This is a genomic window from Anabaena sp. CA = ATCC 33047 (assembly GCF_963870205.1).
In the GTDB taxonomy this organism is placed as follows: Bacteria; Cyanobacteriota; Cyanobacteriia; order Cyanobacteriales; family Nostocaceae; genus Trichormus.
On the sequence record NZ_CAWMSA010000017.1, the window covers coordinates 36,508 to 54,358 of the forward strand.

Annotated in this window: 13 protein-coding genes and 1 pseudogene; 4 read left to right on the plus strand and 10 right to left on the minus strand. The window is 41.1% G+C overall.

The annotated features are described in order from the left end of the window. Positions 1-78: 78 nt before the first annotated feature. The 3 genes from AACS98_RS04430 (at position 79) to AACS98_RS04440 (ending at position 2,695) form a co-directional block, all read left to right on the plus strand. On the plus strand, positions 79-1,140 hold the full coding sequence (locus tag AACS98_RS04430) for a WD40 repeat domain-containing protein (RefSeq protein ID WP_066376790.1): 1,062 nt from the start codon (positions 79-81) through the stop codon (positions 1,138-1,140). Positions 1,141-1,214: 74 nt separating this feature from the next. Beyond that, positions 1,215-1,484 carry a hypothetical protein gene (locus tag AACS98_RS04435; protein ID WP_066376792.1) on the plus strand — a complete coding sequence of 90 codons (270 nt, stop codon included), beginning with the start codon at positions 1,215-1,217 and terminating at the stop codon, positions 1,482-1,484. Between the two features lie 221 nt (positions 1,485-1,705). Continuing rightward, positions 1,706-2,695 carry a metal ABC transporter solute-binding protein, Zn/Mn family gene (locus tag AACS98_RS04440; protein ID WP_066376794.1) on the plus strand — a complete coding sequence of 330 codons (990 nt, stop codon included), beginning with the start codon at positions 1,706-1,708 and terminating at the stop codon, positions 2,693-2,695. Positions 2,696-2,699: 4 nt separating this feature from the next. Here the strand turns inward: AACS98_RS04440 and AACS98_RS04445 are convergent, their stop codons facing one another. The 7 genes and pseudogenes from AACS98_RS04445 to AACS98_RS04475 form a co-directional block, all read right to left on the minus strand. Continuing rightward, positions 2,700-3,230, minus strand: coding sequence for a GrpB family protein (locus AACS98_RS04445; RefSeq protein WP_198161118.1), 531 nt, complete (start codon positions 3,228-3,230; stop codon positions 2,700-2,702). A 281-nt stretch (positions 3,231-3,511) separates the two neighbouring features. Further along, positions 3,512-4,741, minus strand: coding sequence for an FAD/NAD(P)-binding protein (locus AACS98_RS04450; RefSeq protein WP_066376801.1), 1,230 nt, complete (start codon positions 4,739-4,741; stop codon positions 3,512-3,514). A gap of 113 nt (positions 4,742-4,854) precedes the next feature. Further along, a complete protein-coding gene (locus AACS98_RS04455; RefSeq protein WP_066376802.1) occupies positions 4,855-5,349 on the minus strand; it encodes a DUF427 domain-containing protein in 495 nt (164 codons plus the stop codon). Between the two features lie 124 nt (positions 5,350-5,473). Continuing rightward, positions 5,474-7,048 (minus strand): HlyD family efflux transporter periplasmic adaptor subunit, encoded by a 1,575-nt coding sequence (locus AACS98_RS04460; RefSeq protein WP_066376804.1) that lies wholly within the window; start codon positions 7,046-7,048, stop codon positions 5,474-5,476. Positions 7,049-7,103: 55 nt separating this feature from the next. Next, complete coding sequence (locus AACS98_RS04465) at positions 7,104-10,118, minus strand: peptidase domain-containing ABC transporter (protein ID WP_066376805.1); 3,015 nt, start codon at positions 10,116-10,118, stop codon at positions 7,104-7,106. Positions 10,119-10,885: 767 nt separating this feature from the next. Beyond that, positions 10,886-11,947, minus strand: a pseudogene (locus AACS98_RS04470) (glycerophosphodiester phosphodiesterase); the annotation flags it as partial. A 34-nt stretch (positions 11,948-11,981) separates the two neighbouring features. After that, on the minus strand, positions 11,982-12,809 hold the full coding sequence (locus AACS98_RS04475) for an HAD family hydrolase (protein WP_066376807.1): 828 nt from the start codon (positions 12,807-12,809) through the stop codon (positions 11,982-11,984). A 105-nt stretch (positions 12,810-12,914) separates the two neighbouring features. Between AACS98_RS04475 and AACS98_RS04480 the strand changes: the two genes are divergently transcribed. After that, positions 12,915-13,727 (plus strand): hypothetical protein, encoded by an 813-nt coding sequence (locus tag AACS98_RS04480; RefSeq protein ID WP_066376809.1) that lies wholly within the window; start codon positions 12,915-12,917, stop codon positions 13,725-13,727. Between the two features lie 32 nt (positions 13,728-13,759). Here the strand turns inward: AACS98_RS04480 and AACS98_RS04485 are convergent, their stop codons facing one another. The 3 genes from AACS98_RS04485 to AACS98_RS04495 form a co-directional block, all read right to left on the minus strand. After that, a complete protein-coding gene (locus AACS98_RS04485; protein ID WP_066376812.1) occupies positions 13,760-14,494 on the minus strand; it encodes a DevA family ABC transporter ATP-binding protein in 735 nt (244 codons plus the stop codon). A 151-nt stretch (positions 14,495-14,645) separates the two neighbouring features. Next, positions 14,646-15,803 (minus strand): ABC transporter permease DevC, encoded by a 1,158-nt coding sequence (devC, locus tag AACS98_RS04490; protein WP_197480122.1) that lies wholly within the window; start codon positions 15,801-15,803, stop codon positions 14,646-14,648. Positions 15,804-15,918: 115 nt separating this feature from the next. Next, positions 15,919-17,346, minus strand: a complete 1,428-nt coding sequence (locus tag AACS98_RS04495) for an HlyD family efflux transporter periplasmic adaptor subunit (protein ID WP_066376813.1) — start codon at positions 17,344-17,346, stop codon at positions 15,919-15,921. Between the last annotated feature and the right edge of the window lie 505 nt (positions 17,347-17,851).

Genomic DNA, 17,851 nt, shown 5'->3' on the forward strand with positions numbered 1-17,851 from the left:
TTGCATTAAAGAATTTTGGGTCAAAATGCTCCCCTGTTCCCTATTCCCTATTCTCCATTCCCTATTCCCTGTCAATATATGAACCCTACAACTAGCAAAAATAAAGAATTTGAACAACACTATTCAGGGACATTAACAGATTATGTGACTGCGATCGCCTGGTCGCCCACAGGTGACACCTTAGCCGCTACTTCTGCGGCTGGGGAAGTGGTACTATGGCAAGATGGCGCAATCACAACTCTACAAACTGCTCACGGTCAATCTGTAGACTGCGTGGCTTTCTCTCACGATGGTCAATTTTTAGCAGTTGGCGGACAAGATGGCCGGGTGAAAATTTGGCGCGGACAGGAATTAATTGCAACTTTAGAAAATGCACCCGCTTGGGTAGATAAGCTAGCTTGGAATCATGTTAATAACCAGTTGGCTTTTAGTTTAGGGCGTTATGTTCAAGTTTGGGATGCTGATAGTGGTGAGGTGGTTGTCACCCTAAATTTTGCTGACTCCTCTGCATTGAGTATTGATTGGCGAATTGATGGGCAATATTTAGCTATTGGTGGCAATAAAGGTGTCAAAATTTGGCACTCTCAAGATTGGGATGAAGAACCTTATATTTTGAGTATGCCGACAGTTAGCGTGGCTATGGCTTGGTCAACCGATGGTAAATTCCTCGCCTCTGGTAATATGGATCGCAGCGTCAGCGTTTTAGAATGGGATAATCCCGACCCTTGGGTGATGCGTGGCTTCCCTGGTAAAATTCGTCAATTGGCTTGGTCAGAAATTTATACCAACATCGGTGCGCCATTATTAGCTAGTTCCAGTGTAGAGGGGATTGTAGTCTGGGAAAAGCTAGAGGATGAAAACTTAGGTTGGGAAGCGCGAGTTTTGACTAATCATGTGGGTGTGATTAATGCGATCGCCTTTGCACCTCAAAGTTTTACCTTAGCTTCGGCGGCGACAGATGGCTGGTTATGCTTGTGGAACAAAGCCAAAAAAGTATCACAAATTCTCACAGGTGTCGCTGATGGTTTTTCTACCTTAGCTTGGCATCCCCAAGGTAAACTATTAGCCGCAGGTGGTGACAAAGGTGAAATCTTGATTTGGTCAAAGGTACTACGTGGACAAGGCTTTGGGCGTGGTTAAGTTAGTGACTAAAGTTGAAGCTATTCTAGAAAATTGGCTATGCTTTATCAACAGCACTTGTTAATATCTGAAGTATGAACCTCGTCAAACTGTTTTTGCTCACCTGTCCTGTCATTATCTCATCTATCCTGCTAGCAGCCAACCCAGCCCATGCTAGTATAAAACCTACATTTGCTACCCCAGAAATTACGGTGGAATATGTGGAACCATTGTCTGCGATCGCAACCCCCCATGTAGCCCCAGCATCTAATCCTATCATCGATCAACTCGGTTGTAGTTGCGCTCAATGTGTTAAACCTAAATTTGAACTTTTACAAGGAAAACTTCCATCTGTTCATTTTTAATCACGGTGAAAAAATATTCTATTAGGCACAGTTTTCTGTGCCTTTACTGTTTATATTTTTTTGGTTTTACTCAAATCAAATCAAAAAATGATAGTAAAAATAACATAAATAACACTACAAACATTTTAGTCATGGCAAAATAAAACCATACTAAAACCAGAGCAGAGTCACAATTTTTCATTCATCAATGATAACTATTTTACATTAAACTTTAACTAAATATGTCAAAAAAAATACTAAAACTTCCTTCATTAAAATTGATATTATTGTTGTTATCAATGGGATTGTTTGGCTGTGGAAATCAAGCTGTAAATACATCCTTCACCAAAACATCTGCTATTGCTAATGAAAATCTTCCCCAGGTTGTAGCTACGACAAGCGTACTATGTGATTTAGTTAAACAGGTTGCAGAAAATACAATTAATCTTACCTGTTTAATTCCTCCTAATACTGATGCTCAAGATTATCAACCAAAACCAGAAGATAGCACAGCTATTGAGCAAGCTAAATTAATTTTCTACAATGGCTACAATCTAGAACCAGAATTAATCAAATTGATTACAGCCACAGAAAATAAATCACCTAAAATAGCTGTGAGTCAAGTTGTACTTTCTCCGCGACGACAATCTCAAGGAAATACCAGAACAATCACCAATCCTTATATTTGGCATAATCCGAAAAACGCCATCAAAATGGTAGAAGTTATTAGTAGTAACTTAAAAAAATTAGAACCCAGTAATGCAGAGATTTATCAAGAAAATAGCAAACGGATGCAAACGGAACTCACACAAATAGATAATTGGATTAAATCAAGAGTTGCTACAATTCCTCAAGATAAGCGCAGATTAATTACCACTACTAACGCCATAGATTATTTTACAAAAGCCTATGGTATTCCCTCGGCTAGTTTAGGTACAGAACAACCAGCAACAAATCAACGCATCACAAATTTAGTCAGGTATATTCAAAATAATAGAGTTCCAATAATTTTTGCAGAGGCAAAAGTTAACCCAGAGTTAATAGAGTCTATCGCTACAGAAGCAGAAGTCAAATTATCAGAAAGACAACTATATACTAAAGGACTAGGAGAAGCAGACAGTGATGCTAGTACCTATCAAAATATGCTGTTTGCCAACACACGCACCATTGTTGAAGGTTTAGGTGGAACTTACTTAATTTTTCCCCCCAGAATTCAACAATCTCAACGTTAGGTTTTTATGAATCAGAGTCAGATAGAGTTTTCCAGATTAATGCTGTTTTCTCCATCTCTTTAATGAATCCATCTTTCCCATCCATATATCCGTTAATATCGTTGGGATACTGCTGGACTAACTGACGTTTTAATTCACTATATTTCTGTGCAATTTCAGGGTGAGCAATCATATAATCTCTAAATGCCAAGTGTCGTTTTACCTCTGGTGTACAAACCTCAAAAGTATGAACATGATGGGTTCTTTTACCAGTTGCATCATCTTTGCGAAAATAACGACGGCCTGGTATTCCAAATTCACCCATGACGGCATAACCTAATGCTGTCATAGCTGAACTTTGTTCATCCACCTTGATAATGTCCTTCACCTCAACCAAAATATCAATAATAGGCTTGGCATAGATATGAGGAATTGCTGTGCTGCCAATATGGTGAATAGCAACTAAATTGTCACCGAAAACTGGTGCAATTAGCTTTGCTTCATCCTCAAATTTGCTACGCCAAATAGGATTGTGGGGTAAAACTTCTACTTTCATGGAAATTTACCAAAAAATAAATTTATCTAGTCATAATCAAACTCTCTTGTAGGGTACTTCATAAGAGATAATTTAGTCAAAATTGATAGATTTTCCACCTCTGACGCACCCTACTAATGTGTTAGTTGCGTAATACCAATTCTCTATGAAGTCTCACCAAATCAATGATGTAGAGACGTTGCATGCAACGTCTCTACAGTGCGAAATAAAGTGCATCTATGGCTACGCCACGCAAGCTACATCAAGAAACGGTATAATTCCTGAAGTAATTTAGCGGACAATTAAGCGATTTGAGGATAAGCAACAGAAACTCTCGGTTTAATAATCGCTGGTACAATTTTTTCACAGGCCATTCTTGCACCTGATAAATTTCTGGCTGTCGGGCCTATTTGTAAAGCCGCTAACCCTCCCATCAGAAATAATTCACAACCAGGCCAACGTAGACAATTATCTAATACAGGTAAGCCGTTGACTATAGGAATGGGGTAAGTATTCACAATTTCTGTTAATAATGGTTCTGCGGTGACATCAAATTTACTACCAGTAGAAAGCCAAATGCGATCGCACTCATATTGACTACCATCACTGCATTTTACCTGCCAATGATTGCCTAACCATTCAGCCGCAACAATTTGGCAATATTCATCTATTCTCGCATAACCAGCACGCACCGCCCGCCGTAGTTGCAGAGCCATTGCAGGGGTTACAGAACCACCATTACGCGCTTGTTGAATAATTTCCCAACGCTTTTGATAATCTGATTCTGCAAAAAATCCCTTTAAGTATTTTGGCCCTAACCAACCGGGTTCAGCATCAAATAATTTAGCTTGCAACTGTCGCCGCATGATTAACTGGACTTTCGCACCACGGTTTATCGCACCTACTGCTAAATGTCCACTGGTTAAACCACCACCAACTATTAATACTCTCTCACCAGTTAAATGTAATTGTCGTAAATCTATATGCTGTGAGTGACACAATTTGTCTGGGGGATACTCTGATTTAATTTGATTTACCCAGTCAGGAATTTGCAGTTGGCTGTTATTTGCAGCTAGTACCACCCGCCGTGTGATGATTGACTTTCCATCTTGCAACCACAGACGAAAACGCTGATGTAAAGGTTCAAGTCGTGTAACTGTAGCTGGTACAACTAAATCCTGTACATCCCAACGGCGAATCACATCATGACACAAGTCTTCAAATAGCCGAGTTCCTGGTAAGTCGTAGGGGGGAAATAATTCTTGGGGACGGGACTCAGCAAATTTCCGTAAGGCGAAGGGGTTAGGATCAGGATGGTGTACCGCAGGCGATCGCAAATGTGGTATTTCTAAAGCTGCAAACTGCTGTTGCCATCGACTTAACCATCTACCACTAGGATCAAACACCAAAAATCTCCCTAGCATCTTTTGGCGTTTTTGCAACAAATGAGTTACAAATGTTAACGCATGAGGGCCAGCACCAATAATTGCTAAGTCAATTTTGCTGGGTAACTGTGGTGGAGTAGTTGCCATAGCCGAGTCATTGGGATATAACGATAATCGTTATCATTGTAATCTCACATCTAGTTAACTGGCATTTCTGAGCAACTAACCCCATCACATAGACTCAAAAATCTAGGCAACCGTTACCATCCCCAACTACCGGGTATACCCTTAAACGGGCCGACAATATCGCTAGTTATCCAACCACCGTAAAAGTTTCCTGGTTGGGGTTCTACCTGTTCCCCATCTACATAACAAGCATCCATTACATGAGCATAAAAAGCTACATGATCCTTGAGAGATGCAAAAGCTGGGGTAGGACTAGGATAAAACCAAGCTGCATTTTGCGCCATCTTCTCGCCTACGCGGATTGTATAATAATTAGCGCGCCCCTTCCACTCGCAAAAACTAGACTGTGGTGTTAACAGCAGATGTTCCATTTTGATATCCGCCGGGGGGATGTAGTAAGAGGGTGGATGGCTGGTTTCTAAAATTCGTTTGGCGTTGCGGGTATCTACGATAACTACGCCATTAAAAATTACCTGAATGTGTTTGTTAGTGTCTTCCAAGCGAGGGGGACGGGGATAGTCCCAAACTGACTCTTGTCCGGGTTGGGGTTCAATGCGTTGAGGATACATATACAATTCAAAATTCAAAAGAAAGTCATTAGTTATTAGTTATTAGTCATTAGTCATTAGTCATTAGTTTTTCTCCCTCCTCTACTCCCTATTCCCCACTCCCTACTCCCTGTGTTCCTATCAACTATCTTACTTGTTTCAAACTCTCAACTTGATTGGTGAACAACTCAGTAAACAGACTCATCACTGTTCTTTCTTCTCTAACTTTGATGTTAGCACTCAAAGACATACCTGATTGCAAGGAAATCTTTCGGTCTTTAATGTCTAGATATTGTTTATCTAACTGAATTCTGGCAGGGAATCTATAAAATTTATAGGTTTCATCCGGCGGTAGTGCATCAGAAGCGATATCAAGTAATTCTCCTTTAATATCGCCGAACTCGCTAAAAGGAAATGAGTCAATTCTGACATCGGCTTTCATTCCCTTACGCACAAAACCAATGTCTTTATTGGTGATGAAAACTTCCGCCACAAATTTATCGTTAGGGACAATTTGTAGTAATTTTTGGGTGGGGTTAGCTACAAAACCAGGGGCTTTTGCTTGTAAATCAAAAATAGTTCCGGAGACGGGGGCGCGGAGTTCTTGATATTTAAAGTTTAATTGGGCTTGAGAAATTTTGCTGTTGACATCTGCCAAATTTTGCTCATTATCTAGCACAATTTTCATAAATTGGCTGTCAATATCAGCAATACGTTTTTTGTTATCGGCTATTCTTTCTAAGATGGTTTTATCAGAAGCGGCGACAGTATTGTAAACTTGTTGCTGATTTTTTTCAATATCTAACTGAAGACGCTTCTTTTCTTCAACTAATTGGGCTACCTCTGCGGCCAGATTTTGGACTCTTTGTTGTTGATTGAGATACTGTAATTTAGAAATACCACCTTCTTCAGCCAGGATTTTGAGATTATCGAAGATATTTTTTTGGATAACTAAACTTGCTTGTGTATCTTGAAGTTTGACTTCAGTTTGAGTTAGTTGTTTCCGAATTTTGGCAACTTCTAACCGCGCCGCAGCAGCACGAGTTTCTAATTCTTGTCTAGCAACTGCTAGTTGTTGCAGTTCATCTCTATCTAATCCTATTCCTGGGGTGTAGTTTCTTAATTGAGTACGCAGTAACTCATTGTCTGCGACTAAAGCCGCCCGACTTCTTAATAAAAATACTGCATCCCTAGGTAATTGACTGCGGAGAAATTCTAGCTCTGAAGTCATGTCAGATGTAGAATTCATTAACCGCCGATAAATTTGATTTTGCTGCATTAAGGAACTGCGAATTTTATTTAAAGCATTTAATTGTGCAACGGTGGCGACAGTTTCAAAAGTTAATAGTAAGTCTCCTTTTTGAACTTTATCTCCATCTTTAATAAAGACTTCTTTGATAACACCATTTACAGGTGCTTGTACTTCTTTGACAGTTCCCTCTGGCTTTAATTGGCCAGTGGCAGGTACTACCTGCTCAATTTTGGCGAAATATGCCCAAGTAATGCCAAAACAAGCTAAAATCATCAATGTTACCATGATGGTGCGTGACCACACCGGAGATTGGCGTAGGACAACGGATTGCTCAAATTCTTCACTAACTATCAAACCCTGATTAGGGTTCTTCACTAGAGATGTGACAAGTTGAGCATCAGCTTTGACAGCTTTATCGTGCTTGCCGTTACCATTATTACCATTTAGGCCGCTATTGAGTTGAGTCATAGTAATTTGTTGATTGTTGACTGTTGACTGTTGACTAATGACTAATGACTAATGACTACAAATTGACTTCTTGCTGTTGATATAGGTAGAAATAATGACCTTTCGCCGCCATTAATTCTTTATGTGTTCCTTGTTCAATGACTTTTCCTTTGTCCATCACCACGATGACATCGGCGTGACTGACGGTGTTGAGGCGGTGGGTGATAAAGAAGACTGTGCTACCTTGGAAGGCGTTAGCTAAGTTGAGACAGACTTGGCGTTCAGTGGTATAGTCTAAGGCACTGGTGGCTTCGTCTAAGACTAAGAGTTTAGGTCTTTGGAGAATGGAACGAGCCAGGGCAATTCTTTGTCTTTGTCCACCAGAAAGTGCTGCACCTCGTTCTCCGACTCTGGTATTGTAACCATTGGGTAAGCCCATAATAAAGTCGTGTGCAACAGCAATTCTCGCGGCTTCGATAATCTCCTCTGTGGAAGCATCGGGATTTGTCAGGGCGATATTTTCCTGCACAGTACCGTCAAATAATAGGGTTTCTTGGGGGACAACCCCAACTTGACGGCGCAGGGAATAAAGTTCTACCTTGGAAATGTCGTAACCATCAATCAAAATTCTGCCCGACTCTACATCATACAGTCGTAGCAGTAATTTCATCATCGTACTTTTACCGGAACCACTTTGTCCGACGATACCAACAAATGTTCCGGGTGCAAATTCAATATTGACGTTAGAAAGTTGTAGGGGGCCACTGGGTGCAAAGCGGAAGGAGACGTTTTCGTACTTGACAGAACCTTCAATTTCTGGTAGAGGGATGTTGTAACGGTCGATTTCTGCTTCTTGGGGTGTATCGACAATATCGCTTAACCGTTCTAGTGATAAGGCGGTTTCTTGGAAGTTTTGCCAGAGTTGTGCTAGGCGTAAGACGGGACTGGTAACGTAACCAGAGATAATTCTAAAGGCGATTAATTCTCCTAGGGTTAATTCGCCTTGCAGTACCAAATAAGCACCCGCCCACAAGACTAATAAACTACTGAGTTTGTTGAGAAAGTTACTGGTGGAGTTAGCTAGGGTAGAGGTGATGACGGTTTTAAAACCTGCGGCTACATACCGAGCATATCGCTCTTGCCAGGAAAAGCGCGATCGCAATTCAATATTTTGAGCTTTGACTGTTTGAATTCCCGACATCACCTCGACTAAATAGGATTGAGTGGCAGAGTTGCGTTCAGCTTTGGTGCGTAACTGTCTACTGACTGTCGGTGAAGCAATTAAGGTAATAATCACGAACACCGGAATAGTGCTTAAACCCACTAAGGTCAGTTGCCAACTGTAAAACAGCATGACGATAATGTAAACCACCGAGAACACAGCATCTAACCCGACTGTTAACGCTGTGCCGGTGAGAAACTGGCGGATGTTTTCTAATTCGTTGATGCGTGTAGACAGTTCACCTACGGGTCGCTTTTCAAAGTAACGTAGTGGTAGGCGCAGTAAGTGATCAATAATTTGTGAACCCAAACCCATGTCGATGCGGTTGGTGGTATCCACAAATAAATAAGTCCGTAAGGTAGTGAGTACGGCTTCAAATATACCCACCACTAACAATAATACTCCCAACACATTCAAGGTGTTGATGCTGTTTTGAACGATGACTTTATCGATAATTAACTGGATAACTAGGGGGTTAGCTAGCTGTGCTAACTGCACAAAAAATGAAGCGATAAAGACTTCAATCAGAACTCGTTTATAGCGTGACAAGAACGGCAGAAACCACCGCAAACCAAAGCGTTCTTGTGGTGTTTCTTTGGTAGGTGTGAGTAGTAAGACTCGAAATTGTGGGGGGTAACTTTCTTCTAGCGTCTCTAAATGCTCGACTGCTTGGGCGGGTTTACAGCGAACTATACCTTGGCTGGGTACACCTAACACTACATTATTGGCATCTGCTGCATATAACACTGCATAACTATTGCCATAACGCACGAGTGCCGGGGTTGGGATACGGTGAATAGCGGCGATGGGAATATCTACTAAGTTGGCTTTGAGTCCGATTAACTCTGCTAGGTAAGCACAAACAGGAAATGAGATATTACCTTGGCGTTTAATTTGTTCATTTAACAGGCGACGCACGACTTCGCGCCGAAAGGGGATTTGTAAATGCTTGGTGAGCATTTGAAAACAGGCAGAGGTGGCGTTTAATTCGCCTTTACCGCCAAAAAACGGGAATTTGTAATTGGTTTTTTGGGTGTTGGATGAGGAGTAATTTGATTGAGAATAATCTTCCTCAGTGGCGTAGGGAATTTCTTCTACAATCTCCGCAATAGTAGGTTGTTCGCTGGTGGTAGTCAGTTGTCCCTGATGGTGATTTTTCTCTAGGAGTAATAAATCCGATGGTGCTAAACCCAGCAACCGCGCCGGCTGTTCTCCTGTGACTGTAATTGCTGCTTGTCCATCCCTCGGTTCTAGGCGAGAACCTACAGGAAAATTGTTGATATTACCACCACTGACAAACCAAATGCTGTCATTATCTAGTTGCTGAAAGTTTGTTTTTCCTGGTTTTAGGTAATGTATTCTGGCGTTTTCTAGTGCTTTTGTGGCGATTTCATCCAGGTTAGTCACGACATTAGCTTGCTTTGCTAACTGTGAACCCAAAATATCGAAAACTTCTACCAAGTTAGTCTGGTTTTGTCGCGCGTTGGCGAAGGCTGGATAATTCGATAATAGGTGTAAGTAGTCTGCGGCTTCTAGGGTTAAACCTATGACTTCATCGGTGGAGGCGATCGCCGTCTCACACGCCACTTCACGCCATAACCCAATTTCGCCAATTATGTCACCTGGATGTAACAATTTTAATGTGATTGGCATCTGCGTTTGCGGGTCGTATCCCAATAAACGCACTTTTCCCTCATAAATAATCGTGACTCGCTCAGGAATCCTTTCCTTACCAACAATTTTTTGCCCAATCCGATAGCGAAATGCTTGTACTCGGTCTACTAACTTACTAATTTCTGTAGTTGGTAATTGGTCAAATCCTTCTAGGGTGACGAGAAAATCTTGAAAGGTATTTTTAATATAGGTCATAACTAAAAAACTACATTACTGGATTAGTCTATTATCTGTCGGTTTTTATACAAGCGGCAGCAAACCTGTTGAAGATATTACCACAGCATACCCTGACTGTAATTGCATTAATTTGCTTTGATAACCTTTTGTTGGATGTTTTTAGTAATTTTACCTAAAATTATTCATTTTTTTGTGGAATTAGTACAGCATTTGCAGTAATTTTGGCACAATCATCTATATAAAGTGTAAGTATTAATCTAGAAAACCTAAATTATTTTTGACACAGAGGCGCATAGCTAACTATACAAGTGTGACTACTAAAAAATTTCTTCAGACTTAAAATATCACACTTTCTTCACCTGATAAATGCTTAAGAAACGATGAAGAAAAAGTTAAGAAAATTTAGACAATCACACATCAGTATAGCCAGCTAAAACGAAGCTATAATGATGACCATAATTAAGGGTGTAAATTGATGAGCATTTCCACATCAAGGGTATGATTAAACCGAGTGAATCTGTAAAATCTTTTAATTTATTTGAGTAAATATTTGTACAGTCATTACTCACCTTCGGTAGAGTCATATCTTGCACCTTTCTCAATAAGCCTCGCTCCCTGCACAGCCAATGACGTAAAACTAAGGCTTTCAGCAAGTTGCAAGCAATGCCCACCCTACAAAAATTATCATCAAGAAACAGGTGCAAGATGTGTGTAGAGGGAACAGGGAACTGTTAAGAGTTCCCTCTTAAAGCATTTCAAAAGTCTGACGCACCCTACAAGACATTTGTCATCAAGTGACGCACGCGATCGCCTGTCCCTGGAAAGTCAGTAAAATAGCCATCAACACCCAACTCAATAAAATCTCTGTATTCTGCTTCTGGGTTGTTGTTGTAGTCTTTAGCTAAATAACGTGCTTCGTTACGGAAGGTGTAGGGATGGACTAACAAGCCGACTGCGTGGGCATCTTCTACCAAACTTGTGGGTGCAGTCAAGGTTTTATCGGCATCGTTAACTATACCATCTGCATTCACATCTACAACATGAACTGATCTAATCATCCGCTTCCAAGGGCCAATACCATCGGCATAAGTGGCAATTTCCTTTAAACCATCAGGAGTCCGTAAGTCTGCATAGGTGCGGCGATCGCCACTGACTACAAAATCATCAGGTTTCACCTCTTGTAATGAACCATCCAGATTCACACCTAACGCATTGAGTAATTGGATTAAAGGCAGGTTCACACCAAATGCCGGCATGATCCTATTTTTCAATGCCTTGAGATTGCCCACCTCGAAAGATTGAATAAATACCCTTTTAGGTTCAGTAAATCCCTCGTGAACCAGAGTATCAATTAGTTTCTGGCTAATGTCGTAACCTTGCTGTAAAAAGTAAGTAGGATGCTTAGTTTCGGGATAAATGCCGATTTTTTTAGCTGTATCAGTTTCTACCTGCTTCACCAGGGCGATAATTTCCTCTAGGGTAGGGATTTCATACAAATCATTAAACTCTTGAGGACGGAAGTCTTGAGCCATTCTCGCCCGCAAGGTTTTGATTTCTGCGAGGGTGAAATCTTCCGCAAAGAAACCTTGTTGAACTAACCCATTCACAATTTTAGTTTGGCGGCGATGAGCAAACTCTGGAAGTTCTGCAACATTGGTAGTGTTAATTAAGTTGGATTCGTGACGGGCTATCAATACACCCTCTTTTGTCACTACTAAGTCAGGTTCGATGAAGTCCGCACCCTGTTCAATTGCTAACTGATAAGCAGCAAGGGTATGTTCTGGCAATTCCCCACTCGCACCCCGATGGGCAATCACAATTGGAGGTTTACCGTCTAGAGTTTTCAATCCCTACTCCTGATTTTGAGCAAAAATTTTTCTCTTAACTTAACCTAGATAATTCGCGATTTTGCAAAATATATCTGGACAACTCACAAAATCCTTCTCCCTCAGCCGCAGAGGTAATGTAAGTAGGGTGATGTTGTAACTGGTTAGCATATTTTACGACATTGGCCACGCCTACAGAAAGCGGAAAATCACGCTGATTAAATAAACTTTCATCATTCGGACTATCACCCACAGTCACAATTTGTGCTGGGGAATATTCAGGAAAGTATTCTCGTAAGACTTGTAATAAACCAATGGCTTTTGTTTGTCCTGCTGGTTTAATGTGACACTGGACATTACTGTAAGTAAATCCCCAACCCATTTGTTGACAAAGATGACTGAGCATTTGCAGTTCATCCAGACTTAAGGCAGCAACATCAAATGTCCAATCGGTGAGGCGAAAGCGATTGTCGGCGGATTCCTGTATTTGGGGAAATTGGCGTTTTAATTGCTCAAAAGCTAAAGATAAGTGCTGACGATGTACTGTGAAATCGGGAATTGGTGTTAATGTTATGGTTTGCTCACTCTGAGATGGATAAAATAAACCGCCATTTTCTGCGATCGCCCCGGCAATTGGCAAGAGACTATTCAAGCCGTTCATCCAACCAGCAGAACGCCCTGTGACAATCAGGACTTGAATACCCGCAGTCTGTAAATCTTCTAAAGCTTGTATTAAGGCAGTAGAAAATTTGCCCTGACTCGTCAGTGTACCATCCATGTCTGTGGCGATCAGCCGAATATTACTCAAGACAGCAGAGGTATCTGGTGAAAGTTGTTTGAGACTTTGAGGATGCCCAGTGGGAAGATTTGGGTGTCTGTACATACGCGGGTTCAGTCTAGCTGTAAAAAATACCAATCATACAGTAATGTAACAGGCAAAATTTGGGCATCCTAAAAATAAACAGTCCAGTGTTTTTGTTAACTACCTATGCTAACTCCCATATTCCTCGCCCAAACCCAAACGCCAAAAACCAAAAAGGTGACACAGCAAGCCGCAGCCAATGACATTCCCATACCAGCCGTGTTAATGGTGACATCTGGTGGATTATTAATAGCATTGATTGCTGTGATGGTTTTTGGTAAGCAGCAAATCACCAAACTGGAGAAAAAAGTCAAGTTTGAACAATTCCGCGCCAGGGAATTAGAGAAAAAATTTAAACTTGCACTGGAAACAATTCGCAAGATGGAAACGAATCCCGACTTGGTACACTCGCGGGACTTTAACCTAGACTATCTGCGGATGCGGATGTCTGAGGAAGTGTTTCATTTTGGGATTGTGAATCAAATTAAAATCAGAATTAAAGATAAAATTTCCCAAGCTCTACGCCCCAATCAATCACAGCAGGGAACAGTGGGAATTGCTAATACTGCCGCTAGACAGGTAGATGAAACTTTTGATGTGGAATATGAAACCGGTACTCCACCGGATATCGCTAAACGCGTGCTGTTTCGCATTCAAATTCGGTTAATGAAGTTACCCACACAAGCAACTTCTACCACTATTAGCCAAATTATTGACTGTATTGAAACCTATCTTAGCCCCATAGATGAAGATAGTAATTGGCAACCGACAATTCAAGGGCGAATTGCTCACATGCACTGGGATCAAAAAGCTAAACCAACACCATTATTGGTGTTGGAACAATCCAATGATGGCGTAAATGTGACTTTCCGCACTCAACGCCAACACAATTCACCTGTATCACCGAAGGAGTCTAGAGTCAAACCATACAGCAGGTAATACCAATTAACACTTACTTTCTACTCCCTCTGTTATGGTTTTTCGCCCGATGTACCAGATTCATAACTGATAACTACACTTTGGGAATCACGGGCGAGGAGTCCGTCTTCCATTTCCACGATGCGATCAGCTATGTCTAAAATGCGATTGTCGTGTGTGACTAACAAGATGGCTGTTCCCTGTTCTTTGGCTAGACGCTGCATGATTTCTACTACATCGCGTCCTGATTGTTTATCTAAAGCTGCGGTTGGTTCGTCGGCTAACACCAGTGGCGGATTGTTTACCAGGGCGCGAGCGATCGCAATTCTTTGTTTTTGTCCACCCGACAAGTTATCAGGGTAGTAATTTACACGATTTTCTAAGCCTACAGCTTGGAGCATGGCTTGTGAATGGGCGATCGCTTCTTCTGGTGCAACATGATTATTTAACTCCACCGCCATCTGCACATTTTGTCTAGCAGTTAAAAACCCCAGCAAGTTGTGCGCCTGAAAAATATAGCCGATGCTGCGCCGAATTTGTACCAACTGACTTTGACTTGCACCTGATAATTCTACGCCTAAAAATTTCAGACTACCCTCTTGTACAGACCGTAAACCACCAATCAAACTCAATAATGTAGTTTTGCCTGAACCTGATGGCCCGGTCATAATCACAATTTCCCCAGGATAAATATCTAGGTTAATGTCAAATAAAATTTGTCTTTTGAGTGCGCCTTTGCCATAGTAATGATTAATATTTCTAATGGCAATTACAGCTTCTTTTCTCATGATTAATTAAGTTGTTAGGAGTGATTATTTACAATAGGTGACTGTGGGGAATTGCAGCAATCATAAACTTTTATCATTGAATTATAAATTTTGATTTGCAATTGATTTTGTTGTTTCGCATTCAATTTATATTTTTTCTCTATTTACCATCTTAGAAAATATCGGCCGGGTCAGCAGAACGCAGTTTTCTAACAGCAATTGTCCCAGAAACCACACACATAATAAATGTGAGAATTAGCACCGTAATCGCACGTTCAAGACTCATAAAAATCGGTAACAGTGTGGCATCTCTAGCAGTTTTATACATGAACATGGAAAAAGCAAATCCTGGCAGATAGCCTAAAAAAGCCAATATTAGAGCTTCTTGCAGAATCACGGTTAATAAATATCTCTGGGTATATCCTATTGCTTTCAAAGTTGCATATTCAGACAAATGGTCTGCTACTTCTGTGTACAAAATTTGATAAACAATCACAGTCCCCACAATAAAACCCATGATTGTCCCTAACGTGAAGATAAAACCAATTGCTGTACTACTAGCCCAATAATTACGCTCAAAAGCAATAAACTCTTGCTTAGTTAAAACATTGATATCTGGAGGTAAGTAACTCCGCAATTCTTGAGCAACAGTGTTAGCATCATATCCGGGTTTTAATCTAATCAAACCAATATCAATTAATCCCGGTTGACGAGTCAGAAATAACCGGAAAAAATTGACATCACTGGTAATCAAATTCCCATCTGCCCCAAAGGATGCGCCCAAAGTAAATAAACCGACCACTTTGACGCGTCGTCTGCGGACTTCGGCTGTGACGTTTTTCCCTTGCTCGACATAAGTAGCAATCGGGCCATATTCCTGTCGAGAAGAACGGTCAAATAAAACAGTATCAGCAAGTTTAAGTTTATCTAAATTTTCTGCAACTCCCGGTAAATTAAAAACATTAGTTTCGGGATTAATCCCAAACACAAGAATACTTCGAGTTTTACCAGTATCAGGATTTTTCCAAACAGAATAATCCAAATATATAGGATGTACAGATTTTACTGAAGGCAATTCTAAAGCTTTGTACAAACGCCGTTGTGAAAAGCCTTTCATCGCCAGTACAGCGTTAGATTGACGATTAAGTAAAACAATATCACCTTGTAAGCTGCTATGTAACCGGACATTACTATAGTAAAGAGCATCGCGGAAACCTAGCTGCATAAACATCAAAATATCAGCAAAGGCAATTCCGGCTAACGCTACGGCGAGGCGAGTTTTTTCTCGTGTGAGTTGTAACCACGCCAGAGGTATTTTTTTACGAATCATTAGAGTTAGTCATTAGTCATTAGTCATTAGTCATTAGTCATTAGTCAGAAGGAAAACAGGTTTTATATCTGACTTTGAGACTGAGATTTTTTACCTCAATTACTGAGCTACTGTTTTATTGGTTATTAATTTCAACCAATACTTTGGCGTAGGTTAAACCAGAAACTTTTTGACTATCTGCTGATGACAGGGCAATTTTTACTTCTACCACTCTGGCATCTACATCAGCTGCGGGATCTGTATTCAATACGTCTTTTCTACCGATTTTTCTGCCAATTTCGGTGACAGTTCCCGTTAATTCGCCGCTAAAAGCACCGTTGTCGCTGGTGATAGTGACATTTTGACCGACACGAACTCTACCAATGCTGTCTTCGGGGACTTCTGCAATTACCATCATTTGCTCAGTGTCTCCCATTTCAGCTATGCCTTCGGTGCTGATAGCTTCGCCTGATTTGGTATGAACTTTCAGAATTTCGCCAGATGATGGTGCTTGTACGTAGCTTAATTTTAGTTCGGCTTCGGCTTTTCTGACGTTAGCGATCGCATTACTTACTCCCGCTTGCGCCATCTGCACATCAGTCGGGCTAACTTCCACCAGTCTTTTAAGTCTGGCTCTTTCTTCTTCAATTTGTCTTTGCAGAGTGGCAATGGTTTTGTCGCGGTTAACTTTCGCTTCTACTAACTGCTGTTGTAAACTGCTTAAAGTTTTCACTTGGTTAGCTCTAGCTTCAGCTAATTGCTGGCGGATAGTCGCTATTGCTTGACGGAGACTAGCTTGGGCTTCTATCACTTGTTGATTAGCAGTAATCGCACTCAATCGCCTTCTATCTCGTTCTTGCTGTGAAATTGCCCCTTGTTTGTATAAGAACTCGTACCGCCCAGCATCAACCTGAGCATTACGTTGCTCGGCTTTGATGCGGTCAAGCGTGGCTCTTAAACCGTCTTGTTGTCCCCGCAGTTCCGCTTCTAAACGGTTGACTGTGGCTTGTTGAGCAATTTTTTCCGCACTTAGTTGGGCAGCAATGCGGGTAATCATCGCTTGTTGCCCTTCACTTTCTCCGCGCAATTGCGCCTGTAAACGCGCAATAACGGCTGTTTGAGCTTGAATATCTTTTGGTGAGCCAATTCGGACTTGCGCCAAACTAGCACGGGCTTCTTGAACTTTGGCTTTTGCTTCCTCTACAGCCGCCAATCTGGTATCGTAATTATCTAAAATTGCAATCACTTGACCCTTCCGCACTCGTTCCCCCTCTTTGACAAATAGTTGCTTGACTCGTGAGGCTGATTGTAATCCCCCCATAGGAGCTGACAGTCTAATCACCTCTCCTCGTGGTTCCACACGCCCTAAAGCACTAATACTGCTAGCAACTGGATTGATGGGTACAGATGGGTTTAGCTTTCTGATTTGCTCAAATTTTGCTGTAGCTAGTAGCCCGGCTGCAACTGCTACTGGTAAGGCGACAGCAAGACCCCACCAAATCTTAGGTTGTTCTAGCTCCAGTGGCTGCTCTCTTGACCTTGGCTGCTCACTCACCCTTGACATGGTTTTTTGTCCGTTTATCTGAAATTTTGCTGATGAAAATAAAAAAGCAAGTTACATAAATCCAAATTAATTGTTAGTAAACACCTAACCTCTGATAACAAACAATCATTAGTTTTAGGCTGAATTACACCTCAAGCTAATACCTGATAAATCTGGAACTCTACAGGTTGTTTGCATAGCGTTTACCAATAGCAGCTTAGGAGGGTAAGATGCAAATTTTCTGATGTTAAATATTTATCTCACTCAGACACTATTGTTGGTAGCAACCTGATATTAATAACCCTTTCATGCAAAAAATTCCTCAACCCTGATCCAAGGTAGCTTTTCAGATTTCCCAGTGAAATACAGAGGGCTAGGGAAATCAAGGGTTGAGGGTTTTAGAGCGTAAGTTCTGCCTCAGAAAATCTGATATTGCAGATAGATTTCACTTTGCCAAACTTCGCCAAAACTTTCTGCAACTTATATGACTTTATTTGTGGTTTTCGCTGACTTTTTACCAAAAATA